Here is a 23,246-nt window from a genome sequence, read left to right on the forward strand (position 1 = left end):
TCCTACTCGATCCACTCTCGACGTGCGCGACCTCGCCTCGCGGCGCGCGCCGGGCCATCCTTCGGCCATGCGTAGGCTCCCCGCCAGGCTGGCGCTTCTCGTGCTCCCGCTCGCATTTGCCCTGCCAGCCGCGTGTGGCGACGGCTTCGACGTTCGTCCCTGCGGTGAGATCCCCGCCCAGGGTTGCCCCGTCGGCCGCGGCGGGACGTGCGACGACCTCACCTGCGTGGCCCTCTACGATTGCGTGGACGGCGCCTGGCGCCTCGTCGAGCCCTGCCCCGGCGGCGGACAGGAGCCCGACGCCGGCGCCTCGCCGGATGGTTGCGCCAAACCTGTCATCGACCGTACCGGCGAGGCCACGGGCTGCATGCCGGACCTGCAGAACCCGGACTGCCCCGCGGTCGCGGCCGAGCAGTGCTTCGAAACCGTTTGCCTCACCGATTGCATCGATTTTTTCATTTGCACGGTAGATGGCTGGAACCTCGTGGCATACTGCAATGAAGAAGGGGCGCTGGTACTGACCCAGTGAGGCGACGAGGTCTGCATCGAGACCTGGGAGCCGCGGCGCTTTTCGCGATGGCGATGGCGCTCGTGGGCTGCCCGGATGAACGCGCGACGGTCGAGGTCACCGCCGAAGCCGCGGCGAACGTCGCGCGCGCGCCGACCCCGAACATGATCGTCGAGGTGGGCTCGGTGCGCTCGGAGGCGGCGATCGACGCGGAGGCGGTGCGCGCCGTGCTGCGTGACGCCGAGCCCGCCTTCTTCACCTGCCTCGACCCCGACGCGTCGACGGGCGTGATCGCGCTGAAGCTCGGCATCGAGGAGGACGGCGCGACGCTCGACGTCGCCTCGTTGCCCGCGACGACCTACGGCACCGACGACGCGCGCGCGTGCTTCGAACGCATCGTGGCGGCGCTCCGGTTCCCGACGACCGACTCACGCGAGCGCTTCGAGCTCACGCTCTCGCTCGAAGTGCGCCCGCGCCACGAGCTTTGAGCCGCGAGCTCAAGCGGATTTGAGGAACGGCTCCCACTCCTTGAACGGCTGCGGCCTGCCGAGCAGGAGGAGCATCGAGGCCGACCAGCGTGGCGCCGTGGGCGCGCGCAGGAGGCGCATGCTGGCCTCCTCGGGCGTGCGCCGGCCCTTGCGCAGGTTGCAGGGCCGACACGCGGTGACGAGGTTCTCCCACGAGTCGACGCCGCCGCGGGATCGCGGAACGACGTGGTCGATGTTGAGGTCACGCACCGGCGGACGCTTCGAGCAGTACTGACACTGGTGCGCGTCGCGCAGCATCACGTTGCGGCGCGAGAGGCGCACCGTCGGGCGACGCACGCGCTCGTAGCGGCGCAGGTGCAGGACACGAGGCACGCGCAGCGAGCCGCCCACGATGGGAAGGCCGTCGTCGGAGTCGCGAACGGGCAAGCGGCGCCAGGAGAGGAAATCGTGGACGTCGCCCGCCTCGTCGAGGGCGTGCGCCGCGCCGCCGAAGAGCAGCAGGAATGCGCGGCGCGCGGTCGTGACCTGTACGGGATGGAAATGCCGGTTCAGCGCGAGGACCGGTAACGTCAGGGGATCTCGGCTCCGGACGTGCAAGCTCGCGTGGGCGAGGTCGTCGTCGATCTCGAACGAGCCGTCGAGCTCGTCGAGCCCGGACGCCACGTCGGCGTCCCCCTCATCCGCGGGGCTCGTGATGAGCGAGTCCCCCAATCGCTTGGAGAGCTCAGTCCTTGGCACGGGCAGAATGTAGCAACAAATGGCCCGGCCTGGCGGCCCCCCGCGCGAAAAAAAGTGAGCGGACGACCGCGGGTCTTTGCCCCGGGCTCTCCATCGCTTACAGCCTCCGCATGTTCAAAGAGCGATGCTTGCAAGGCAGGACCGCGATCGTGACCGGCGGCGGCACGGGCCTCGGGCTGTCCATGGCGCTGAAGCTCGCCGACCTCGGCGCGAACCTCGTGCTCACGAGCCGCGACCCCGGGCACATCGAACCCGCATGCGAGAAGATCCGCGAGCGCGGCGCAAAGGCCCTCGCGGTGCGCTGCGACGTGCGGCACTTCCCCGAGGTCGAGGCCATGGTCGCCGAGGCCGAGCGCGCGTTCGGCTCGATCGACGTCCTCATCAACAACGCCGCCGGCAACTTCCTCTGCCCCACGGAAGATTTGAGCCCCAACGGGTTCAACGCGATCGTCTCCATCGTGCTGAACGGCACCTTCCACGCGACGCTCGCCGCGGGCAGGCGCATGATCGCGGCCGGCAAGGGCGGCGTGATCCTGAACATGCTGGCCACGTACGCCTGGACGGGCTCGGGCTTCGTGATCCCGAGCGCGTCGGCGAAGGCGGGCGTGATGGCGATGACGCGCTCGCTCGCCGTCGAGTGGGCGAAATACAAGATCCGCGTGAACGGCGTCGCGCCCGGCCCCTTCCCCACGGAGGGCGCGTGGAAGGCGCTCGTGCCGGAAGGCATGGAGGGCTTCGGCAAGAGCAAGATCCCGCTCGGCCGCTTCGGCGAACACGAGGAGCTCGCGAACCTCGCGGCATTCCTGGTGAGCGACTATTCGGCGTACATCACGGGCGACGTGATCACGATCGACGGCGGCGCCTGGCTTTCCGAAGGCGGCACGTTCAACCAGATCGCCATGATGGAACCCGACACCATCAAGCCCCTCATCACGATGATGCGCGGCGCCGGCGCAAAGCCCAAGACGAGCGGCTGATGTCGAAGCGGCGCAAGGCCGAGATCGAGCGACAGAAGCACCCCGCGGACGCCGCCGGGCCGCCGCCGGGTTCGCCGTGGGACGACCCCATCGACGAGGCGCCGCTCGTCTTTCTGGACCTCGAGATGACGGGGCTGCGGCCCGCGTCCGATCGCGTGATCGAGCTCTGCGCCGAGCGCGTCCGCGGCGACCGCGTCGAGGCCTCGCTCACGACGCTCGTGCGCCCCGACGACGGCGCCTTCGGCAACGCCCACGTCCACGGCATCCAGCCCGAGGACCTCGCGCACGCGCCGACGTTCGCCGAGATCACCGACGAGCTGCTCGCCGTGTGTGACGGTGGCATCCTCGTCGCGCACGCGGCCTCGTGGGACGTGACGTTCCTCGAGGCCGAGCTCTCGCGGGTGAAGAGGCCCGAGCGGTTCCCGTTTTTCCTCGATACCCTCATCCTGTCGCGTCGCGCCTTCGCGCTGCCGACGCACGCGCTCGGATCCCTCTGCGCCTCGCTCGGCGTCGCGCAGTCCCGCGCTCACCGGGCCGAGGACGACGTGCACGTGCTGCGCGAGATCTGGAAGAAGATACGCGAGGTGCTCGCGCCAAACACGCCGCGGGACCTCTGGCACGTCCGCATCGGGCAGCGGCACGCGCGCCCGGCCATCGTGGCGGCGGCCGTCGCTGCGGCCGAGATCGGGCGGCCCGTGCGTCTGCGTTACCGCCCTGCCCATCGCGGCCCCGAAGACCTCGAGTTCTGCGTGACGGGCGTACGAACGGACCTCGACCCTCCGCGGGTTCTCGGCTATCTGCTTCCCTCGCGCAGCCGCCGGGAGCTGCGGGCCGATCGGATCCTTTTGATCGAGGCTCCCCCGGGCAGCGGCGAAGCGGGAAAGTAGAAGCGAAACGTCCGTGCGAAGCAGTATGTCTCGACGAGATCCCGAAAGGCCCCTGAGCCGCTTCTCCCTCCTCGGCGCGGCAGCCCTCGCGCTGCTGCTCGCGGGTTGCCCCTCGGCGGGCACGCTGCAGAACGCGCGCCCCGCGACGGCCGAGAAGTGGTTCCAGCGCGCGCAGCAGGACTTCAACGTCGCCGACATCAACGAGGCGCGTGACTCCGTCAAGCGCGCGCTCGCGATCGTCCCCGACGACCCCGAGGTCCGCAAGCTCGCGGCCCGCATCGCGCTCGCGCAGCTCGATTACGCCGAGACGCTCCGCCTGCTGAAGGGCCTCAAGGGCTCGGAGGTCGCGGGCCTGCGGGGCCGCGCGCTCTGGTACAACGGCGACCTCGAGGCCGCCGCCGATCAGCTCGACGCGATGCTGAACGACCCCGACGTCGTCGACGAGTGGGCCAAGGGGATCACGAAGCTCGCGCGTCGCGGCCAGGGTCGCACGCCCTTCGCGCTCTCGGGCGCGTTGCTCGCGGCGGTCGAGCTGCCGCACGTCAGCCCCCTCGCGCCCTTCTTCGTGGTGCCCGTCGAGATCGACGGCGAGAGCGCGCTCGCGATGATCTCCACCGGCAACGCCGAGGTCGTGCTCGACAGCGCGACGCGCCCCGAGCCGAGCTGGATCTCGCTCCGCTTCGGCAAGAAGCTCGAGGTGCACGACGTCCCTGCGCTCACGCAGGACCTCTCGGGCCTCACGAAGCAGATGGGCGCGCCGATCAAGGCGCTGCTCGGCGTGAACCTGCTCCGCCACCTGCACGCGACGATCGACTACGAGGGCCACCAGTTCGTGGCGCGCACCTTCTCGCCGCCTCCGCCGCCCGACGCGACACGCGTCGACCTCTCGTACATCCGCGGCGGCGGCATGATCCTGCGTGGCCGGTTCGGCGGCGAGCGCGGCGAGCCCGTGAGCTTGCTGCTCGACACGTCGATGACCTTCCCGCTCGCGCTCGACGAGGGCGGCTGGAAGAAGGCCGGCTCGTTGACGAAGGACCTCAAGATCGTGGCCGAGGATCCGGAGGGCAAGCTGCGCGAGGGCGTGGTCCCGATGGTGCGCCTCGGCGCCTTCGACGTTCCCAAGGTGCCCGGCGTGTTCGGCACGCCGGTCGCGCAGATCGAGAAGCAGATCTCGCTCGACATCGACGGCGTGCTCGGCACGGGCCTGCTCGCGCCGTTCCGCGTGACGTTTGGCGATCAGGGCCGGCACATGTGGCTCGAGGACACGACGGCGATGCTCCAGCGCATCATGTCCCAGGGCTCGAGCGGCGACGGCCTCCCCGCGGATCCGATGCCTGGCATGCCGGATCCGATGTCGCCCTTCGGCCCGCAGCCGGGGCTCGGCGGGCCTGGGCTCGCGCCGCCGGGTGGAGGAGCTCCCGCGGGCAACACGCCGCCGAAGAAGGCCCCGGAGCGCTGAGCCATGCCGAGCCCGATCGCCGTCTACGCTGGTAGCTTCGATCCGCCGACGCTCGGCCACCTCGACTTGATGGAGCGCGCGGCGAAGCTCTTCGACCGCGTGATCATCGCGGTCGGCCGCCACCCGACGCGAAACCCTCTCTTCACCTTCGACGAGCGCCTCGCGCTGCTCGCCGAGGTGACGAAGGGCATCCCGAACCTCACGGTCGACTCGTTCGAGGGCCTGCTCTACCAGTATTGCGAGAAGGCTGGCGCGCGCGTGATCGTGAGGGGCCTGCGGGCCGCGACCGATTTCGAGTACGAGCTGCAGATCGCGCACGCGAACGCCGACATGGCGCCGCACATCGACACGGTCTTCCTGCCGACGCGCACGAATTACGGCTTCGTGTCGGCCTCGCTCGTGCGTGAAATCGCGAGCCACGGCGGCGACGTGAGCCATTACGCGCCGCCCGCGGTGAGCAAGGCGCTCGAGAAAAAATTCGGCCGCGGCTAGCTCCCCTCCTCACCCCTCTCCCGGGACGGGAGAGGGGCGGGGGTGAGGGTGAGCAACGTTCGCACCACGTACGGCACCGACGCGACCCCGGCGAGCTCGGCGAGCGCGTAGGCGATGTGCTCGCGGCTCGCGTGCGGCGGGATGCCCACGCTCGCGACGCGGTAGCCCTTCCTGGACACGTCCTCGACCGCCTCCACCTGCATGGTCGAGACGGCCTGGTAGAGGGCGATCCGGAGCCGCTTCGGCCGCAGCACGTCGAGCGCGCGCAGGGCGAAGCCGATGCGGTCGAACTCCTCCGGGTCGTGGTACTCGACGATGCGCCGCGGATCGGTCTGCTCGAAGCGGGCGTCCTGGAGCGTGGCGCGCGAACGCATGGTCGAAGCGTAGCCCGGACCTTCCGGCCTGGATAGCCCGTCACTCGAACGTCGCGCGCACCAGCCCGAACTTGTTGTTGAGCTCCGGCGTCGTGAGTTTGTCGAAGACGCGGGGCCCGCCGAGCTCGTTCGCGAGCGAGCCCATGCGGCCGTGCTCGGTCATGAAGTAGAACGTCTTCACGCCCTTCTTTTTCTGGTCGAGCACGTAGTCCTGGAACTTCTTGCCGCTGGACACGAACGCCGGGATGGCGTTGCCATTGTAGAAGTTCTCGCCCTTCCAGTTCATCTGAAAGGCGATGAGCGGGCCGGGGATCTCCCGTTTGGCGCGGTTGTACGCGAGCACCGTCTCGCGTTGCCCCCAGTGCGGCGAGGTCTTCATGAAATACACGTCGATGCCCCAGGCGGCGAAGAGCACGGCGGCGGCCGAGAGCGCGGTCACGACGTGGCGACGCGCGCGGGCCCAGACGAGGGCGAACGTCAAGACGGCGGCGGCGCAGGTGAAGACGAGGAGCGGGGTCTTGAAATCGAGCGTCGGCGGGAAGGGCCGCTTGTAATTGTACGTGAAGAGGTGCAGGAGCCGCACCTGCCCGAGCATACCCTCACGCGCGCCCACGAGGTCGCGGCCCACGAAAAAGACGAGCAGGCCGCCTGCGATCCCGGCGACGCCCCAGAGGGCGCGCTCGTATTGTTGCACGAAATCACCTGCGGCTCGTTTCACCTTGCCCGAGCGCTGCACCATCTCGTCGAGCAGGATGCCCGTGAGCATCGCGGCCGGCGGCAGGGCCGGCAGGATGTAATGGTGGAACTTCGTGAGCATGAGCGTGAAGAGCGCGAACGCGAAGAAGAACCACATCGCGAGGAAGATCGAGGCGTCGCTCTTTCGACAGTCCTCCTCGCGCCGCCGGAGCCAGGCGACGAGCGCCGCCGGCACGAGGCCGGTCCACGGGAACATCGCGTAGCCGAGCTGCCAGATGTAGAAGCGGAAGCCCACGTCGTCGCCCTCGTTCGTGTCGTGCACGTGCGTGAAGGCGCGCTTGAACATGTCGTGAAAGAGCAGCCGATCCGTGAAAGGTTGCCCGTGCCGCGCGTACATCGCCACGAACCACGGCAGGGCGACCGAGAGCAGGATGAGCAACCCGGCGACGATCTCGAGGCGGAGCAGGTCGCGATAACGGCGCGAGACGACGATATAGGCGAGGCAGCAGAGCACGGGCAGGCCGAAGCCCGCGGGCCCCTTGGCCATCGTGGAGAGGGCGGCGAAGAACCAGGCCGCGAGGAAATAAAGCCGCTGCGCGCGCCGCTCGCCCCAGGACATGTAAAGCACGAGGCCGAGCGCCTGGATCCACAGAATGGCCTGGAGCGCGGGCTGCAGGCCCTTCAGGACGGGGAAGGCGTCGCCGCAGGGCTGGTTGCCGGGCAGGCCGCAGTTGCCGGGGGATCCGGAGCGGAAGGCGTCCGCGTGGAGGCGGATGGCGAAGGGGCTCGTGAGGATCTCGAAGTTGCGCGAGAGCAGATAGAGGACCTGCGGCAATGCGCAGGCGATGATCATCCCGAGGACGAGGTGATAGCTGGAGAGGCGATACCTCGCGCCGAAGACGGAGACCTCGTAGACGCGCACCTCGCGCTCGGTGTCCTCGTGGATGCCGAGGAGGAAGAGGGCCATCGCCGCGGACATGGTGGCGACGAAGGGCATGTCGGTCATGGTCTGGTGCGAGACCAGAAACCATTGCGGCATCGTGGTGAGGACGAGCCCGCCGAGGAAGCCGGCGCGGCGGCCGAAGACCCGCGCGACGGCCTTGTAGAGGAGGTAGGTCGCGACGAGCGTGAGGAAAAAAATGGGCAAACGCACGGCCCACTCGGGGAAGGGCGTGCGCCCGTCGGCGACGGCGGAGAGCATGGCGCCGGGCCGATAACGCACGCCGAAGGCGGCCATGGCGAGCGCCTGCATCCAGAAATCGAGGATGGGCTTCGACCAGAACCAGCCGTCCTGGGCCCACCAGAGGGAGATCCAGTCATTGCGGGCGAGGATCTCGCGGGCGACCTCGCCATAATGGGTCTCCCAGGGGTCGCTGAGCGAATGGCTGCCGAGCGCGGGCAGGTAAAGCAGCGTCACGAGGGTGACGAGCCAGAACCCATGTCGTCGAAGGAGCGGCAGAGGTTTGCCGGCGGGGTCTTTCTCCCAGGCGCCGAGTTTTTCCCCTGCGCCGTAGACGCCGACGACGGCGGCGAGAAAACAGGCCGGCACGGCGAGGCCCGCCACGACGGGGCCGATGTATCCGGCGACGGCGAGGGAGACGGACACGAAGAGGCCGAGGGTCGCGCCGCCGAGCAGGGCGAGGGGCGCGGCGAGGTCGGCGAGGGCGAGTCGTTTCTCGACGCGGTCGTCGGGGTCGTCGAAGGTGCCGCAGAGGTCGAGCAGGCCGAAGGTCGCGACGAGGACGGCGAGGAGGCCGAGGGGGACGCCGACGCGGTACTGCGGGCGCAAGGCCATGAGGAGGAAGGCGACGAGCGCGCCGACGGCGAGCGTGGAGGTGCCGCGGACGAGCTGGAGCGGGTTGCCCGGGCGAAGGAGAGGATCGGGGGCGGGAGGCGCGTCGGCGTCGTCAGCGTCGGCTTCCGCGTCGGCTTCCGCGCCCGCTTCCGTCTCCGCCTCCGCCTCCTCCGCGGCCGGTTCTTCCGGCCCTTCGGCTTTTTCGTCGGCGTCTTCGCTTGGATCTTGCTTGATCTCGCTCATGGCTCGCGGGCTCGGGCCATGCACTAGCAAGCCTGCGGGCGGGGGCAAAGGGGGAGGTTTCTCCGGGTCGAGAGTTGCCGTGGTAGGCTTCGGCCATGGCCCTCGCTCGCCCCCTCGGCCGCCCCGCGACCCTGGCGGATCTGGAGTCCCTCCCGGAGCACCTCCGCGGCGAGATCATCGACGGGATGCTGTACGTCTTCCCGCGCCCGCGCGCCCTGCACGCCAACATGGAAGCCGAGGTGGCGGAAGCGCTGCGCGGACCCTTCCAGAAGGGCCGCGGGGGCCCTGGCGGCTGGTGGATCCTGCCCGAGCCTGGCATTCAGCTCGCGCGCGCGCCGGAGTTCGTGCCGGATGTGGCGGGATGGCGGCGGGAGCGGCTCGCCAGGCTCCCCGAGGACGCGCCCCTCACGACGGTGCCGGATTGGCTCTGCGAGATCCTTTCGCCCACGACACGCCGGTACGACCTGATCGTGAAGCGGAGGTTTTATGCGGAGATCGGCGTCGGGTATTTATGGTACGTGGACCTCGACGCGCGCGCATTGATGGTGAGCCGGCTCGAGAATGGCCATTGGGTCGAGCTCGGGGTGTACGGGGCCGAGGAGAAGGTGCAGGCGGAGCCGTTCGAGGGGGTGGAGATCGATCTGGCAGCGTGGTGGGAGGTGCTGGAGGCGCAGTGATCCGAGGTCGCAGGCGGGCTACCGATCGGGCTCGACGAGGCGGTACCCTGGGCGCGGGAGGGTCCCATGCGCCGTCATCTCGTCTCGTCGATCCTTCTGCTGTTCGCCCTCGCCCTCTGCGTCTCGCCCGCGCTCGCGGATGCACCTGCGAAGAAGGCGCCCTGGGTCGTCGCGGCGTGCATGCGTCCGCATGGGCCGGGGATCCTCCGGTGGACGTACGACCATTCGGGCAAGCCGGTCACCGAGGAGCCTTGGATCACGCTGATCGCGGAGAGCAGCGCGCACCATCCGATCTTCGTCTTCAATCCGCGGGTGGGGTCGAAGACCCGGTACATGATCCCCACGCGCTACCATTTACCTTGCGAGCCGGCGCCGCCGCCGCCACCGCCGAAGCCCGCTCCTGCGAAGCGACCGGCGCCGAAGAAGGAAGTTGAGAACGAAGGTGGAGGGCGGGGCGGCGAGGATCCCGTGGACGACGAGAGACCCGTCGAGGAGCGCGTCCGCGAGAAGTTGATCACGCAGCCGAAGGAGGAGGCGACGCCGCCGTCACGCCCGGCGAAGCTGCGGCAGGATTCGATCTTGCCGCGCGAGGGCGTCTTGTCGAAGGAGTCGATCCTCCCGAAGCGGGAGGAGAAATGGATTGACGAGGAGCACGGGCTCGTGGATCGCGGCGGGGCGTTGCCGAAGCTCGTCGACGTTCCGGAGCGAAAGCCGCTGAGCGTCTCCTCGTGCGAGCAGACGAAGGAGGGCTGCCCCGCGCGAAAGAAGAAGACGCGAGCCGGGGCGATCCTGGAGCAGGTGGTGATCGCGGGGGCGATCTTCAACCTGCAAATGAACGAGGACCTCCATCGGGCCGACGGGAAGGAATACGGGATCGTCGGCGGGATGAACGCCGATGGGCCGAACGACCCGCGGCTCCAGGCGGCGGCCGTGGCCGTGTTGTTCTCGCCGGTCTCGATGGCGGTGGGGAACAAGTTCATGAAGGCCACGTCGGAGGCCCTGGCGCGTGGCGAGAAGGTGATCATCAAGGATGTGAGTGGGCTGTCGGAGGATGCGGCCAAGTACCTGGCGGCGGAGTTCGGGGAGGAGCTGACGCAGGCGCTCGCCAAAGCGGAGGTGGTCGGGCCGTTTCGGGTGATGCGGCACTTCACGAAGGGGTATGAAAGGAAGTGGCAAGCTCACCATATCTACGAGACGGCGAAGATGGAGGGCATCGGCCTCAACGCCCTGGATGGGCCGTCGGTGATCCTGTCGAGCGAGGCGCACACGGTGATGACGAACAAGCTTGCAAAGCTCACGAAGCACATTCATCCGGCCGCCCTGCCGGCGCTATGGAAGGGATACCAGGAAGCCTACAGTAACTTACCGCATTGGCTAAAGGCCATGGAGCATTATTTTCTGGATTGATAAGGATGGTGGGAAACCATAGAGCGTGAACGATGAGAACAAAGATACGCGTACATTTCGACGGCAAAGCTGTCCCGGGACGCGAGCAGACCGTGCTTTCTGCCGCCGGCTGCGGGCCCGATGTGGCCGAGGTGGAGGACATCCCCGTCCTGAAAAAAGTTTTTGTCGATGTCCGACTGGATGTCACCGACCCTCGCCTGCCCCTCCTGCAAAAGCTTCTCCTCGCCCACAAGGTCGAATGGACCGAGGATCGCTGGGACGAGTACACGGACGAGGAGTTCGAAGCGGCACCCCTCATCATGGCGGGCGGCACCTGGGAAATAGAGGTTCTCGGAGGTCCGCGGTTCGGCACGGATTACGACATCTCGAACGCGTGCGGAGCTTGTGGCGCGGGGATGCGGCAAACCTCCGCGTACGTGCTCGATGGCACCAGCAGGGACAGCATGCCGAAGCTCGGGCAGTATCGCGTTGTCGTCAGCTACAACGAGATCCTCGTCGACGAGCGGCTCGCCGAGACGCTCGAGAACGCGGGGCTCTCGGGGCTCTCCTTCCGGAGCGTGTACGCAAGGCAGAAGGACATGCGGCAGACCAAGCTGCCCTGGAGGCAAATGTGGGCGTCGCACACGCTCCCCCCGATGTCGCCGCGCTCGACGGGCGTCGAACGGAACAAGGTGTGCAAGACGTGCGGGCGCGGCAAGTTCAACACCTCCACCAAGGAGCCCTTACGACTCGCCTACCACGCTCGGGACCTCGTCGGAGCCCAGGACGTCAACCGGATGTGGGAGCGCTTCGGGATTGCGCGCTGGAACGGCGACCTGAAGACGGCCGTCTTGTGGCAACCCGATTTCCTCGTCTCCCCCAAGGTCTGGCGCATCTTCAAAGACGCAGGCGTCACCGGCTTCCGATGGCTCCCCATCCGCGTCGTCGAGGATGACGCCCCCGCTCCGTGACATCCCCTCCACATTTTAAGAGCCGACAGGCTGAAGAACCGCGCATTTCAGGCCCTGCGCGCGCTCGGAGCGCGCGTCCCTCGCCAGATTTTTTGTTTCTACATTTTTCAGCCGTCGCCCCACCCGGAGGAACAAACGCTCCGCCGAGGCGGAGCCTGCGTCCCTCGTGAAGGACGCGCCCTCCGCCCACGCGCGGCCCGTCCTCCCTCCCGAAGGACGCGCCCTCCGACGCGGCCTACGCCCGTTTTTCGACGCGACGACGCGCGCTCCGCGATCTCGGAACGCGCGTCCCTCCGGACGTCCCGCGCCTCCGCCCGGTCGGAGCGCGTGTCCCTCCGGGAGGCCAGGCGCTCCGGCCGGGCGGAACGAGGTTTTCTCGCGACGTCCAGGCGCTCCGCTCGCGCGCAGTCACTTTTTGTCCAAAACCGCCCCTCTCGCCACCACACACACCCTGGCACACCCGCTGCCCCCTCCGCTCCCCATGCCCGCGGCCCCCACCCTGCTGCTCCCCTTGCTCACGCTCGCCGCGTCTCTGGCGCTCCTCGCCTGCGAGCCCGATCCTGCCCCTTCCCCTCGTTTCGCCCTGCGCCTCGACGATCCGAACCCGAGCGCGGAGGCCGATTACCCCACCGTGTACGAGATCGACCCGCTCACGCCCTTTTTCCTCGACCCGCGTGGCGCCTCGACCGGCGATCCTTATGCCTTGACGTGCGCGGACGACGAGCTCGTGGTCGGGCTCCGGGGGCGCAGCGATGGGACGATCGGCGCGCTCGGGCTGGTGTGCGCGCGAATGCTGGACAATGGCATGTTCACGAGCAGGGACGAGAGGCCGATGATCGGGGCGATGACGGGGGAAACGTTCTCCTCGGATTGCCCGCAAAACGAGGCCGTGATGGCCGTGCGTGGTCGCGCAGGCACGACGCTCGATCGGATCGGGGTGCGCTGCGCGCGCGTGCGGGCCTGGGTGCAAATGGGCGCGCCCGGGAGCATCGAGCCCTCGTCCGGGGGCACCGGCGGCAGCCCGTTCACGGAGACCTGTCCGCCCGGGTATTTCTTGCAAGGATTGCTCGGCTACGCGACCTCGACGGCCATCCACGGCGTGCAGGGGCTCTGCGTGCCCATCACGACGTGAATCAGCGGTAGAGCGTCACCGTGTAGGAGCGAGGCAATCCAGGGCCGAGGTCCGGGTCGAAGGGGTGGCTCCGGTCGATCGAGCCCACGTTGACGCCAACGACGAGCAAACCCGCGAGGCCCCGCACGTCGCGGATCTCGCGCTCGGCGTGCGTCGCGCCATTGATGCCCGCGATGCTCACGCGACCGACCTCCATCCCCGCGGCGTCGATCTTCAGGAGCGACCAGTGGAAAAAGACGCCGAGCTCCCAGTCCGCGGCGAAGGTGATCGCGGCGTCCTCGGGCGCGCCCTTCAAATCGAGCCACAGATAGGTCGCGCCGGTCGCCTCGATCGGGCGGAGCGGGGCGAGCCGGCGCGGCAAGCTGTCGTAAGGGACGGACCACTCGAAACGCACGCGGCCAAAATCGCCAAACCGATCGACGTCCGAGAGGTGCCCGCCGTCGCTCCGTGAGCCCACGAAGGCGCGGTGAACGGCGAAATCGAGGAGCAGGTCCTCGAAAGGTTTCTCCCGCGCGCGGGTGTTGCTGCGCAAGGCGTCGAAGACGTCGGGCTCATTGTGGAAATGGAGGGCGGAGGGCGGCGTGCGCTGGCCCGCGACGGCGAGCAGGCCCAAGAGGACACCCGAAGGCACGCCCGTGCCGTAATGGTCGTCGAGGAACCGCGCAAAAAGGAAGGAGCCCGCGGGCGCGCCAGGGTCGCGGAGGGTGGTGAGCGCGCGCTCGGGGGCGCGCTGGAAATCGTCGACGGCCGCGGCGTCGAGCAAACCACAATCGTCGATCGCCGCGGAGAGCTCGGCGCCGGCCATGGTTATGGCCGAGGCCTCGGCGCCCGCGTCGAGGCGGAGCACGGAGGCATGGACGAGGGCGCGGGTAATGGCGGCGTCGACGTCACAACCCGCCGCAGGATCGGGCGGCGGGAGGACGGAGAAGGCCGCGGCGCGGTCCCAGGCAAGGCCGGTGGTGATGCCGTCGGGCACGGTGAAGGGCGCGGAGGCGCCTTCGACGAGGTAAAGGTCGTACCGCGCGTCGCCGCCGCGACCGTCGTCGGGCAAAGGGAGCGGCAAGCCGAGCGCGATCATGGCGCGGAGGGAGCGCTCGGCCGAGGCGAGCGCGCGGAGGATCGAGCCCTCGGCCACGGAGGCGCCAGCATGCACGCAGACGGGCGCGTGGAAGGAGCAGGCCCGCGTCGGGGTCGAAGCGGCGCTCGGGCGCTCGCGGGCCGGAAAGACGGAGGGCCCCGCGGGCGCGGACACGGGCGCGGACGCGGGCGCGGCGGCGGCGGAAGCGGCGGCGGCGGCGGCGGTCACGAGAAGTGCCACCCACCCCGCGGCCCGGCGCCAGCGCCACGAGGGCGACGCCGCCATTTGACACCCCTCGGCGCGACGCCCTACAACCATGAGGTCCGAGCTCGTCGGGCTAGAAGGCCGCTCGACACGGGAAGGTATGTACACGAACGCGGGGACTTTGTCGTTCGACCTCGCCGAAGGGCTCGTGCGGCTCGGCGGAGAGGCGCGCCTCGTCGTGCCCGCCTCCGCGCTGATGGCGCTCTGGGGCGGCGCGAGCCCGGCCGCGCGCCGCGTCTTCGCGCGCGCCCTCGGCGAGTCGATCGGGCGCGCCGCGGAAAAACGCCTCGCCGCCGAGGGCCCGGACGCGCCGCGCGGGATGCTCGACGCGAGCCCCGAGGCCGCGCTGTCGGAGCTCGCCGCCGCATGGGCGCTCGCCGGGCTCGGCGCGCTCGACATCGAACGATGGGGCCGCGCGCTCGTGTTCGTCGTGGCAGGTTCGCCGCTCGGCGGAGACGGCGACGAGCTCTGCGAGATCGCCCTCGAAGGCGCGCTCGCCACGGCGAGCGGCAAGGGCGTGCGTGTCGTGCGGCTCGAGCGCGTGGAGTCACGCGCGCGGTTCTTCGTGAGCAGCGCTTCGGCGACGGCGAGGATGCGCGCCGAGCTCGCGCGAGGCACGGTGTGGGCCGAGGTGCTCGCCGAGCTCGACCGGCCGGCCCCACGAGGTGACGCTTGAGCGACGACGACCAGCCCTTTTCCGGCTCGCCCGAAACGAAGGTCTCGAAGTCCACGCCGGACCTCGTGCCGCCCGCTTCGTCACGGCAACCCCGCTCGATGAAGGACGAGCTGCCGCTCGACGACGCCCTGCCCGGCATCCTCGACCCCGAGGCCGAGCCGAGCCCCGAGTCCGAGGAGCGAGCGCCCGCCTCGCGCAAGGTCGCGAGCGTACGCGCCGCCGACGTGCGCGGCGACGAGGGCGTCGACGACTACTCGACCTGGGAGATCGACGGCCTCACGGCAGAACCGCCGCCCACGCGCAAGGCCGGCTGGCTCGGCGTGGAGCGAAAGGCGCCGGTCGAGGAGGCGCGCGTGCTCGTCGAGCAGAGCTCGTCCACGGGGCCCGAGCACGTGCGGCGCGTGTTGCCGGAGGACGAGCTCGTCGCGCTCGGCTCGCCCGCACGCGCGCACCACGGCGCCACGTTCGGCGAGCTGCTCGACGCGACGCTGTCGCTCGGCGAGGACGAGGCGTAGCTCAGCCTCACCCCCCCTCGACGGGCATGCAGAGCCGTGCGAAGGTCCGGCCCACGCGTTCTTCGCATGGAAGGGTGCAGCGACGGTCGCTGCAGGATCGAGGATGGTCGGGCCGCCATCCGAGCCGGCGAATCCGCCGGCGAGGGATGAGGCATGTCGACCACACACGCACCGGGGCGGAGCCCCCTTCCTTCGACGCCGCCCGAAGCCTGGGAGCCGCTCTTGCGCCTGACGCGGCTCGCGGGCCGGCCGCTCGAGCGGTTCCTCCACATCGAGGCCGCGAGCGGCATCCTGCTGCTCGTCGCCGCGGCCGTCGCGCTCGTCTGGGCGAACTCACCCTGGGCGGAGAGCTACCAGCACCTCTGGCACACGCCGCTCGGGATCCGCGTCGGCACGTTCAGCTTCGAGCGCTCGCTCGAGTGGTTCGTCAACGACGGGCTGATGGTGATCTTCTTCTTCGTCGTGGGCATGGAGATCCGGCGCGAGATCCACCACGGCGAGCTCTCCGAGTGGCGGCGCGCGGCGCTGCCCGCCGCCGCGGCGCTCGGCGGGATGATCGCGCCCGCGGCGCTTTACCTCGCCTTCGCCGGCGCCCCCGCGATCCGCTCGGGCTGGGGCGTGCCCATGGCGACGGACATCGCCTTCGCCGTCGGTATCCTCACGCTGCTCGGAAAACGCGTCCCGGCCGCGCTGCGCGTGCTCCTGCTCGCGCTCGCCGTGATCGACGACCTCGGGGCCATCGTGGTCATCGCGCTCTTTTATTCGAAGGGCATCTCGGTCTCGGGGATCGTGCTCGCCGCGGCGGGCTTCGCCGGGGTGTTCGCGATGCAGCGCTTCGGCGTGCGGCAGAAGCTCGTGTACATCGTGCCGTCCGTGGTCGCGTGGGCCGGCATCTACATGGCCGGCGTGCATCCGACGATCGCGGGCGTGATCGTCGGGCTCGCGACGCCGGTGCGCGCGTGGCTCGGGCCGGACGGGTTCATGGTCGGCATCCGGAGCGAGCTCGAGCAGCTCGCGAAGGCCCCGGCGGACGCGCTCTCCTCGCACGCGCTCGCGGAGACGCTCCGCCACGTGGACCGCGCGCGCCGCGAGGCCATGTCGCCCGCCGAGAGCCTGATCACGATGCTGCATCCGTGGGTGGCCTTCGGCATCATGCCCGTCTTCGCGCTCGCGAACGCGGGGGTCACCGTCGCGGGGGGATCGCTCGACGACGCCTCGCAGCTCGTGATGATCGCGGCCGCCGTGGGTCTGCTCATCGGCAAGCCGCTCGGCGTGCTCGCCATGTGCTGGGTCACGCTGCGCCTGCGGATCGCGACGTTGCCCGTGGGCCTCGGCGGGCGGCACCTCGTGGTGCTCGGCGTCGTCGCGGGCGTGGGCTTCACGATGGCCTTGTTCATCGCGCAGCTCGCGTTCGTGGACGCGAAGCTGCTCGCCGCGGCGAAGCTCGGCGTGCTCGCGGCGAGCGGCGCCGCGGCGGTCCTCGGGCTCGTCCTCGGCCGGCTGCTGCTCGCGCCGGCCCCGACGCCGGGCGAGGCGCGGACGGCGGATGAGGCGGAGAGCTCGACGGAGGTGTAAATGTCGAGCCCGGTGGTGGAATGACGAACCCGTGGATTCAGCTCGCCGGCGGCGGCGTGCTCCTCTACTTCGGCGCCGAGTGGTTCGTGGGCGGCGCGTCCGCCCTGGCCCTCGCGCTGCGCGTGCCGCAGATCCTCGTCGGCCTGACGGTCGTCGCGTACGGGACGTCGGCGCCCGAGGTGATCGTGGGCGTGCAGGCGGCGATCGACCAGCACGGCGAGGTGGCGCTCGGGAACGTCATCGGCTCGAACATCGTGAACATCGGGCTGATCCTCGGCGTCGCCGCGCTCATCCGGCCGGCGCGGGTGGACGGGTCGCTACGCCAGCGCGAGCTGCCGATGTTCGTGGCGAGCGCGCTGCTCGTGCCGCTGCTCTTGCTCGACGGCGCCGTGCGCACCTGGGAAGCGGCCGGGCTGCTCCTCGTGGCCCTCGTCTACACCGGGTGGATGATCCGCGCCGCGCGCTCGGCTTCGATCGTCGCCGAGGCCCGCGCGGACACGCTCGCCACGGAGCGGGCCGCGGACGAGGCGGGCGCGCCGAAGCCCGGCGGCGCCCTGCGCGCGGCGGCGACGGCGGCGGTTGGTTTGCTCGTCCTGCTCGTCGGCGGCGACATCTTCGTCGACGGCTCGGTCGCGGTCGCGCGCGCGCTCGGGATGAGTGATCGGCTCGTCGGCCTGACCATCGTCGCGGTGGGGACCTCGTTGCCGGAGCTCGTGACGGCGGTGATCGCGGCGCGACGCGGAGCCTCGGACATCGCCATCGGCAACGTCGTGGGCTCCAACATCTTCAACACGTTCCTGTGCCTGGGCGCGGCGGCGCTCGCGGGCCCGGTCGCTGCCCCGCTGGGGACGCTCGGGATGGATCTCGCGGGGCTGCTCGTGATGACGGCGCTCGGGGCGGTGTTCATCCGGAGCGAGCGGACGATCTCCCGCCTCGAGGGCGCCTTCGCGGTGGGTCTCTACGTCGCGTTCACGGTGGTGACCGTGCTGCGGGGCTAGTCGTCCTAGCCCTTCTTCGGCGGCTGCTGCGGCGACATCGTCCGCGCCATGAACGAGTAGACGTCCATCTTGTCGCGCGGCGTCTGCCCCTTCTCGATGAGCTTCTGCGCGATGTCGTCGACGAGCGCGCGCATGCGCTCGTACGTGGCGGCGCTCGGCGCGCGCTCGTACTTGAGCGGGAAGCTCATCATCGCCGCCTGCTTCTCGTAGAACGAGGGCTTCACGAAGACGTGGCTCTCCGGCTCCATGAGCGCCGAGAGCACCGTCACGAGCGGCCACGTCGCGAGCTTGGCCTTGCCGAGGACCACGACGAGCCGATCGAAGCGCGCGTCGTACGCGTCGGCGCCGTAGAGCAGATCGCGGATCGCCTCGGCGACGTCCTTGTCGTGCTCGGCCGCCATCTTGCTGAACGGGATGATGTCGCCGAGCGGGTGGAGCAGGCCCGTCGCGGCCTTGTGGATCGTGCGCACGTTCGCCACGATCTCCGTGAAGGCGCCGGCCTGGATCTGCTTGTCGAGCACGTCCCGCGCGAGCAAGTCCTTCGCCGTGGCCATGGCGATCGCGCGCGTGGCCTTGGCCTTCTTGGCCGTCGGGTTCGGGTCCTCGACCCCACGCTCCTCCTTGGCGAAACGCGCGCTCGTGAAGCCCCCCGGGAAGATCTCGAGGAAGAGCGAGAACTGCGCGTCGAAGTTCGGCAAGACGGGCGCGACGGCCTTCTGCTTCGGCTTGCCCGAACCCGACCTCGACTCCTTGAGCCCGCGGACCTTCTTCTCGAGGGCCCGCGCCTCCGCGGCGCCGAGCGTGACCGGCTCGAGCTTCGACCAGAAGGCCTTGGCGATCGAGTGGCTCATGCCGTCCTCGAAATCATAGAAACGCTTGTCGTCGCGCTCCTCGGAGAGAAAGCCGAGGCCCCACTCGGGGCAGCCCGGGTGCTTGACGATCATCGGCGCTTCGGCGGAGGCAGGGGGGACGTTCACGGTCATGGGCGGCCAGAGTAGCCCATGAGGGGCGCGACGCACGCGCCGAGCGGGATCAATTGAGCTCGCGCCCGCCCGGCGCGAGCGTGTGCCGCTGCATCGCGAGGACCTCGGCGACACGACGAACCCGCGCGCGTGGCGAGAGCGTCTCGAGGATCGCTTGACGTTCACGCGCGTCGAGCACGAGGTGGTGGGCGCAGAGGTCGGCGAGCAAAGCCGGCTTCGCGCCCTGCGGCAAGCGAAACTCGAAGCCCCGATCCCGCTCCCGGACGAACTGCGTGAACGCCGTCGCCGTCGAGACCAAGGCCGAGAGCTCGCTCTGCGTGATCTCCTCGTCCGGAGGCACGAGCACGTCCGCGCGGGCGCGCCGGTACGGCGGCACGAACGAGAGCTCCGACAAGCGCACCCGCGCGCGGCCCCGGAGGAGGATGTTGTAACGACCGCCCGGCAGCTCGGCGTGATCGAGGATCGTCCCGAGCCCGGCGACACCGGCGATCTCGGGATGACCATGCGCGTCCACGGCCCGCTCGTCCGTGATCATCACGATCGCCATCGACCGGTGCGTCGCGAGCGCGTCCTCGACCATGGCGCGATACCGAGGCTCGAAGACGTGCAGCGGCAGGTGCGCGCCGGGGAAGAGCACCGTGTTCGGCAGCGGGAAGAGCGGCAACGCCTCGAGCGCCTCCAGCAGGTCCGAGAGGGTGTTCATCGACGGAACGTAGCACGCACCACGCGTGGATCAGCGGCCGAGCGCCGCGAGCGCGAGCGCGCGCCCCTCGCTCGTGGCGAAGGATCCCGACAGCGCCATGGTCTCCACGATCGCCCCGGTCTTCCGCTCGCCGCGCGACACGAGGCAGGTGTGCGTGAGCGAGAGCTGGCAGAGCGCGCCCTTCGCTTCGAGCTCACGGACGAGCAGGTCGACGACCGTCGCGCCGATCTCCTCCTGCAAGGTGAGCCGACGCGCGACGACGTCGACGACGCGGGCGAGCGTGCCGATCCCCGCGACACGCGCGCCCGGCTGGTACGCGACGATCGCCGTGCCGATCGCGGGCAAGAGGTGGTGCGGGCAAACGGTCGTGACGGCGAGGTCCCGCACGACGACGATGCCCATGCCCGTCTCGCGCGCGCCGAGCGAACCTTCGCGCAGCACCGCGGCGGCGTCGATGGACTCGCCTTCGAGCAGGTCGTCGGCCCACGCGTCGGCCACGCGCTCGCCGGTGCCCTCGAGCTCGCCCACGGGCTCCTTCCCGAGGGCGCGCAGGAAATCAACGATGGCGCGCGCGGCCGCGCTGCGATCGATCATGGTGCCTTCAGGCCGGCTCTTTCTCGCCCTCGGCCCCGCCCGCCGCGGCCGCGGCCTTGCGCGCCGGATCGTGGTGATTGCAGGGGTTGATGGACCAGAGCACGCGGACGCTGCGCGGCAAGACCGGCTGCGAGGTCATCACGGTGCAGGTCTCGCAGGCGGTGGGGAACGCCTTTTCGTCCTCGCAACGCGTGCAGGGCTCGACGACCTTGGTCGTCTCCTCGAGGTCGTCGCGCAGGCGGTTCAGGATGGCGAGCTTCTCCTTGAGCTCGTCGATCCGCGCGGCGAGGACACGCGTGGCCTGCTGTGCGGCCGCGGCCCCGCTCGTCGCGCTCTTCTTCACGTCGAGGATGGCCTTGATGTCGTCGAGCGACAGGCCCGCCATGCGCATGTCCGTCACGAGCATCAGCCGATCGAGCTCGGTGCGCTCGAAGAGCCGGTGCCCGCCGTCCGTGCGCCGGGCAGGCCGGAGGATGCCTTCTTCCTCGTAAAATCGCACCGTGCGGAGCGTGCTGTTCGACAGCCGCGCCATCTCACCGGTGGTCAGGAGCTGTGTTTCGCGCGGGCGGTCCGTCTCCGCATTCGCGCCGGGCGAATCGGCGCGCGGAGCAGGGGCATGAGGATCCACGGGTTTCCAAGGTACATGAGGTTACGTAACCGGCAAGGGGGTCCCACCTCCCGTCGTGTGCTTCACGTCCACACGCGCGCCTCGCCCGCGTCGCGCAGCCGGCTATGAACGAGTGTTCTCACTCCCCGAGGCGAGGCACGAAAGTCGGCGATTTCGCTTGAATGCGGCAGAGGCACGTCGCTTGCTGATGGGCCGGCATGCTCTTGCGCTTGCTCCCCCTCACGGGCCTCGTCGCGATCACGACCCTCGCCATGACCCAGCGCGCCGACGCGGCCGGCGCCTGGCTCCCGAGTGGTCCGAGCGAGCCGATCGAAGCGCGCGTGGCCGTGGCCGTCGGCCCCACGCGCTCGACGCTCTGGACCAGCCTGCGCGTCGACGGCGTCGAGGAGCCGTTCGCGATCGTCGTCCCCGTCTCGCCAGGCGCGGCGCTCGATCACAGCTCCGACGCGTGGTTCGAAGCCCTCGCCTCGGCCACCGCGCCCCGCGTCCTCGGGCCGGTCGGCGTGAGCCCCGTCTGCCCCGGCGAAGCGCCGAGCGCTGCCGATCTGTTCCACGTGACGGAGAGCCTCGACCCGTCGGGCAGCGTCGCGCCCGTCGAGTCCGTCCTCTTGAAGGACGCGCAAGCCGTCGTCGCCTGGGCGACCCAGCGTGGCTTGGAGGTCTCGCCGGACCTCGCCGTCACGCTCGGAGGCATGGCCGGCAAGCGCTTCTTCGCCGAGCGCTACAACGCGCCGAACGCGAAGTTCGTCACCTCCACCCTGCGCGTCGTCTCCCCCACGCCGGAGGCCGCGCTGCCGCTCGCCCTGACGCGCGCCGGGAGCACGGAGCTACGCGTCACGGCGTGGATGATCGGCGACGGCCGGGCCGCGCTCGCGGGCAGCAAGCCGATCACGCTCCCGATGAGCGAGCTCTCCTGGAAAGCGGCGTCCGCGGACTCGAACTACAAGGTGCTGCGCGCGGACGAACTGCGCGTCGGCGGGCCGAGCGCGGCGCTGATCGAGGCCGCGAGCCACGACGCGTTCGTGATGAACGAGCCGATCGCGAACGGCACGAGCTCGATCACGGGCGTGGTCACGAGCTTCTTTCAGCGCGCCGCGGGTTACGGCGACGGCGACACGAACGCGTCGCCCTGCATCACGGCGGCCGCGGTGGCGCTCGACGACGTGTACCCGGTGGCCGAGAGCTGTCCGCGCGCCGAGCTCGGCGTCGTGGACGGGAGCCTCGCGTGCGCGGAGGTGCCCGCCGGCGGGGAGATCGATCCCGAGAAGCTGCGCTGCGGCGGCATCACCGACGACCTCGCGGTCGGGTTCGCCGGCATGGTGCCGAGGGACGTGGTGCTCACGCGCGTGACGATGCTCATCCCGGCGACCAAGGCCGGCAGCACGTGGCCCGTGACGTTCGAGCCCGCGGCCCCCGACGTGAAGCCGCTGCTCACGGCGCAGAGCCTCGACCTCGCCTCGTGCAACACGAGCAGCTCGAGCACGAGCACGAGCGCCGGCAGCAGCTCGAGCTCGGGCGGGCAGCAAGGGGGATCAAACGGCGCAGGCGCAGGCGTCGGCGCGGGCGCAGGCGGATCGGCCGGCTACTACGACGACGACTACGACGACGTCGGCTGCGCCTGTGTGGGCACCGCGGAGCCGATCGTCGACGACACGACGGAGACCTACGACGACGGCTACTACGACGACACGTCGAGCGAGGACTGCGGCGGCGACACCTCGGACACCTACGACGACAGCTACTACGACGACACGTCGAGCGAGGACTGCGGCGGCGACACCTCGGACACCTACGACGACGGCTACTACGACGATACGTCGAGCGACGACTGCGGCGGCGACACCTCGGACACCTACGACGACGGCTACTACGACGACACGTCGAGCGAGGACTGCGGCGGCGACACCTCGGACGACGACTCGAGCAGCAGCGACTCGTGCAGCGGGGACACCGACGACGGCGGCGACGACTGGGACGACGACTGGGGCGACTGGGAAGAAGAGGCGCGCGCGCCGAGCAGCGCGGCTCGACGCGTCGCGACGATCGACGCGTCCCGCCATGACGAGACGTCCTCGATGGCGCACCGCGCGCACGCGAAAAAATTGCGCAAGCGTGGGCCCAAGGCGAGCGTGATCACCCTGGGCTTGCTGGCGATCCTCGCGCCGCTGCGGCGCCTCGCGCGGCCGGATCGTTCGCGGCGCAGCGCCAAGGACAAACCACGGCGCGAGCGCTCGTCGTCTTGATCCGGGCTGTCCCGGGCGAGCGGGCCATGCGGCGCGCGCTCGCGTGGCAGGAAAACGTCGAAAGGGCCCCCTGATCGGCCGTGTTGCCAGGAGGGACGACGTGGTAGGATGTCGGAATCATGTTTCGTGCCGGGCGCCCTCCTCGCGACGGGGTACAGCGTCTCCG

At 70.0% G+C, this 23,246-nt stretch carries 24 protein-coding genes; 16 read left to right on the plus strand and 8 right to left on the minus strand.

Features of this window, described 5'->3' with window-relative positions:
* Positions 1-67: 67 nt before the first annotated feature.
* Positions 68-529 carry a hypothetical protein gene (locus GF068_RS13410; protein ID WP_153819725.1) on the plus strand — a complete coding sequence of 154 codons (462 nt, stop codon included), beginning with the start codon at positions 68-70 and terminating at the stop codon, positions 527-529.
* Positions 526-996 carry a hypothetical protein gene (locus GF068_RS13415; RefSeq protein WP_153819726.1) on the plus strand — a complete coding sequence of 157 codons (471 nt, stop codon included), beginning with the start codon at positions 526-528 and terminating at the stop codon, positions 994-996. The genes GF068_RS13410 and GF068_RS13415 overlap by 4 nt, the downstream gene beginning before the upstream one ends.
* A gap of 9 nt (positions 997-1,005) precedes the next feature.
* Here GF068_RS13415 and GF068_RS13420 read toward each other — a convergent pair whose 3' ends face one another.
* Positions 1,006-1,734, minus strand: a complete 729-nt coding sequence (locus GF068_RS13420) for an HNH endonuclease (protein ID WP_338046371.1) — start codon at positions 1,732-1,734, stop codon at positions 1,006-1,008.
* A 110-nt stretch (positions 1,735-1,844) separates the two neighbouring features.
* Between GF068_RS13420 and GF068_RS13425 the strand changes: the two genes are divergently transcribed.
* From GF068_RS13425 to coaD, 4 genes are read left to right on the plus strand one after another with little or no spacing between them, the layout of a single operon-like run.
* The gene (locus GF068_RS13425; RefSeq protein WP_153819727.1) at positions 1,845-2,711 is read left to right on the plus strand and encodes an SDR family oxidoreductase; all 867 of its coding nucleotides are present in this window, start codon (positions 1,845-1,847) and stop codon (positions 2,709-2,711) included.
* The gene (locus tag GF068_RS13430; RefSeq protein ID WP_153819728.1) at positions 2,711-3,598 is read left to right on the plus strand and encodes a 3'-5' exonuclease; all 888 of its coding nucleotides are present in this window, start codon (positions 2,711-2,713) and stop codon (positions 3,596-3,598) included. Before GF068_RS13425 ends, GF068_RS13430 begins: the two co-directional genes overlap by 1 nt.
* Before the next feature lie 25 nt (positions 3,599-3,623).
* Positions 3,624-5,057, plus strand: coding sequence for a tetratricopeptide repeat protein (locus tag GF068_RS13435; protein ID WP_153819729.1), 1,434 nt, complete (start codon positions 3,624-3,626; stop codon positions 5,055-5,057).
* Between the two features lie 3 nt (positions 5,058-5,060).
* Positions 5,061-5,549: a pantetheine-phosphate adenylyltransferase gene (coaD, locus tag GF068_RS13440; protein ID WP_153819730.1), complete on the plus strand. Its 489-nt coding sequence runs from the start codon at positions 5,061-5,063 to the stop codon at positions 5,547-5,549.
* On the opposite strand, the gene GF068_RS13445 is transcribed toward coaD, so the two are convergent.
* Together GF068_RS13445 and GF068_RS13450 are read right to left on the minus strand one after the other, a co-directional pair.
* On the minus strand, positions 5,546-5,923 hold the full coding sequence (locus tag GF068_RS13445; RefSeq protein ID WP_153819731.1) for a hypothetical protein: 378 nt from the start codon (positions 5,921-5,923) through the stop codon (positions 5,546-5,548). The two genes, coaD and GF068_RS13445, sit on opposite strands and share 4 nt — an antisense overlap.
* 40 nt (positions 5,924-5,963) lie before the next feature.
* Complete coding sequence (locus GF068_RS13450; protein ID WP_153819732.1) at positions 5,964-8,657, minus strand: ArnT family glycosyltransferase; 2,694 nt, start codon at positions 8,655-8,657, stop codon at positions 5,964-5,966.
* Positions 8,658-8,752: 95 nt separating this feature from the next.
* Here GF068_RS13450 and GF068_RS13455 point away from each other — a divergent pair, with 95 nt between their 5' ends.
* From GF068_RS13455 to GF068_RS13470, 4 genes are all read left to right on the plus strand, one after another.
* Entirely contained in the window at positions 8,753-9,334 is a 582-nt protein-coding gene (locus tag GF068_RS13455) for a Uma2 family endonuclease (RefSeq protein ID WP_153819733.1), read from the plus strand.
* 66 nt (positions 9,335-9,400) lie between these two features.
* Positions 9,401-10,741 (plus strand): hypothetical protein, encoded by a 1,341-nt coding sequence (locus GF068_RS13460; RefSeq protein ID WP_153819734.1) that lies wholly within the window; start codon positions 9,401-9,403, stop codon positions 10,739-10,741.
* Positions 10,742-10,833: 92 nt separating this feature from the next.
* Positions 10,834-11,691 (plus strand): hypothetical protein, encoded by an 858-nt coding sequence (locus GF068_RS13465; protein WP_153819735.1) that lies wholly within the window; start codon positions 10,834-10,836, stop codon positions 11,689-11,691.
* Positions 11,692-12,172: 481 nt separating this feature from the next.
* Entirely contained in the window at positions 12,173-12,823 is a 651-nt protein-coding gene (locus tag GF068_RS13470) for a hypothetical protein (protein ID WP_153819736.1), read from the plus strand.
* Position 12,824: 1 nt separating this feature from the next.
* On the opposite strand, the gene GF068_RS13475 is transcribed toward GF068_RS13470, so the two are convergent.
* On the minus strand, positions 12,825-13,901 hold the full coding sequence (locus GF068_RS13475; RefSeq protein ID WP_153819737.1) for a hypothetical protein: 1,077 nt from the start codon (positions 13,899-13,901) through the stop codon (positions 12,825-12,827).
* Here GF068_RS13475 and GF068_RS13480 point away from each other — a divergent pair.
* The 5 genes from GF068_RS13480 (at position 13,900) to GF068_RS13500 (ending at position 17,929) form a co-directional block, all read left to right on the plus strand.
* Positions 13,900-14,190, plus strand: coding sequence for a hypothetical protein (locus tag GF068_RS13480; RefSeq protein ID WP_153819738.1), 291 nt, complete (start codon positions 13,900-13,902; stop codon positions 14,188-14,190). The genes GF068_RS13475 and GF068_RS13480 overlap by 2 nt on opposite strands.
* Positions 14,191-14,265: 75 nt before the next feature.
* Positions 14,266-14,841, plus strand: a complete 576-nt coding sequence (locus GF068_RS13485) for a hypothetical protein (protein ID WP_153819739.1) — start codon at positions 14,266-14,268, stop codon at positions 14,839-14,841.
* On the plus strand, positions 14,838-15,356 hold the full coding sequence (locus tag GF068_RS13490; RefSeq protein ID WP_153819740.1) for a hypothetical protein: 519 nt from the start codon (positions 14,838-14,840) through the stop codon (positions 15,354-15,356). Before GF068_RS13485 ends, GF068_RS13490 begins: the two co-directional genes overlap by 4 nt.
* A gap of 153 nt (positions 15,357-15,509) precedes the next feature.
* Positions 15,510-16,931: a Na+/H+ antiporter NhaA gene (gene nhaA / locus GF068_RS13495; RefSeq protein ID WP_153819741.1), complete on the plus strand. Its 1,422-nt coding sequence runs from the start codon at positions 15,510-15,512 to the stop codon at positions 16,929-16,931.
* A gap of 20 nt (positions 16,932-16,951) precedes the next feature.
* Positions 16,952-17,929 (plus strand): calcium/sodium antiporter, encoded by a 978-nt coding sequence (locus tag GF068_RS13500; RefSeq protein WP_153819742.1) that lies wholly within the window; start codon positions 16,952-16,954, stop codon positions 17,927-17,929.
* A 5-nt stretch (positions 17,930-17,934) separates the two neighbouring features.
* Here GF068_RS13500 and GF068_RS13505 read toward each other — a convergent pair whose 3' ends face one another.
* From GF068_RS13505 to GF068_RS13520, 4 genes are read right to left on the minus strand one after another with little or no spacing between them, the layout of a single operon-like run.
* Positions 17,935-18,912 carry a hypothetical protein gene (locus tag GF068_RS13505; RefSeq protein ID WP_153819743.1) on the minus strand — a complete coding sequence of 326 codons (978 nt, stop codon included), beginning with the start codon at positions 18,910-18,912 and terminating at the stop codon, positions 17,935-17,937.
* Between the two features lie 49 nt (positions 18,913-18,961).
* Entirely contained in the window at positions 18,962-19,615 is a 654-nt protein-coding gene (locus GF068_RS13510) for an LON peptidase substrate-binding domain-containing protein (protein WP_153819744.1), read from the minus strand.
* Between the two features lie 30 nt (positions 19,616-19,645).
* On the minus strand, positions 19,646-20,209 hold the full coding sequence (gene folE / locus GF068_RS13515) for a GTP cyclohydrolase I (protein ID WP_153819745.1): 564 nt from the start codon (positions 20,207-20,209) through the stop codon (positions 19,646-19,648).
* A 7-nt stretch (positions 20,210-20,216) separates the two neighbouring features.
* On the minus strand, positions 20,217-20,837 hold the full coding sequence (locus tag GF068_RS13520; RefSeq protein WP_153819746.1) for a MerR family transcriptional regulator: 621 nt from the start codon (positions 20,835-20,837) through the stop codon (positions 20,217-20,219).
* A 197-nt stretch (positions 20,838-21,034) separates the two neighbouring features.
* On the opposite strand from GF068_RS13520, the gene GF068_RS13525 reads away from it, so the two are divergent.
* Entirely contained in the window at positions 21,035-23,080 is a 2,046-nt protein-coding gene (locus tag GF068_RS13525) for a DUF2330 domain-containing protein (RefSeq protein ID WP_153819747.1), read from the plus strand.
* The last annotated feature ends 166 nt before the right edge of the window (positions 23,081-23,246 follow it).

The organism is Polyangium spumosum (assembly GCF_009649845.1).
Lineage (GTDB): Bacteria > Myxococcota_A > Polyangia > Polyangiales > Polyangiaceae > Polyangium > Polyangium spumosum.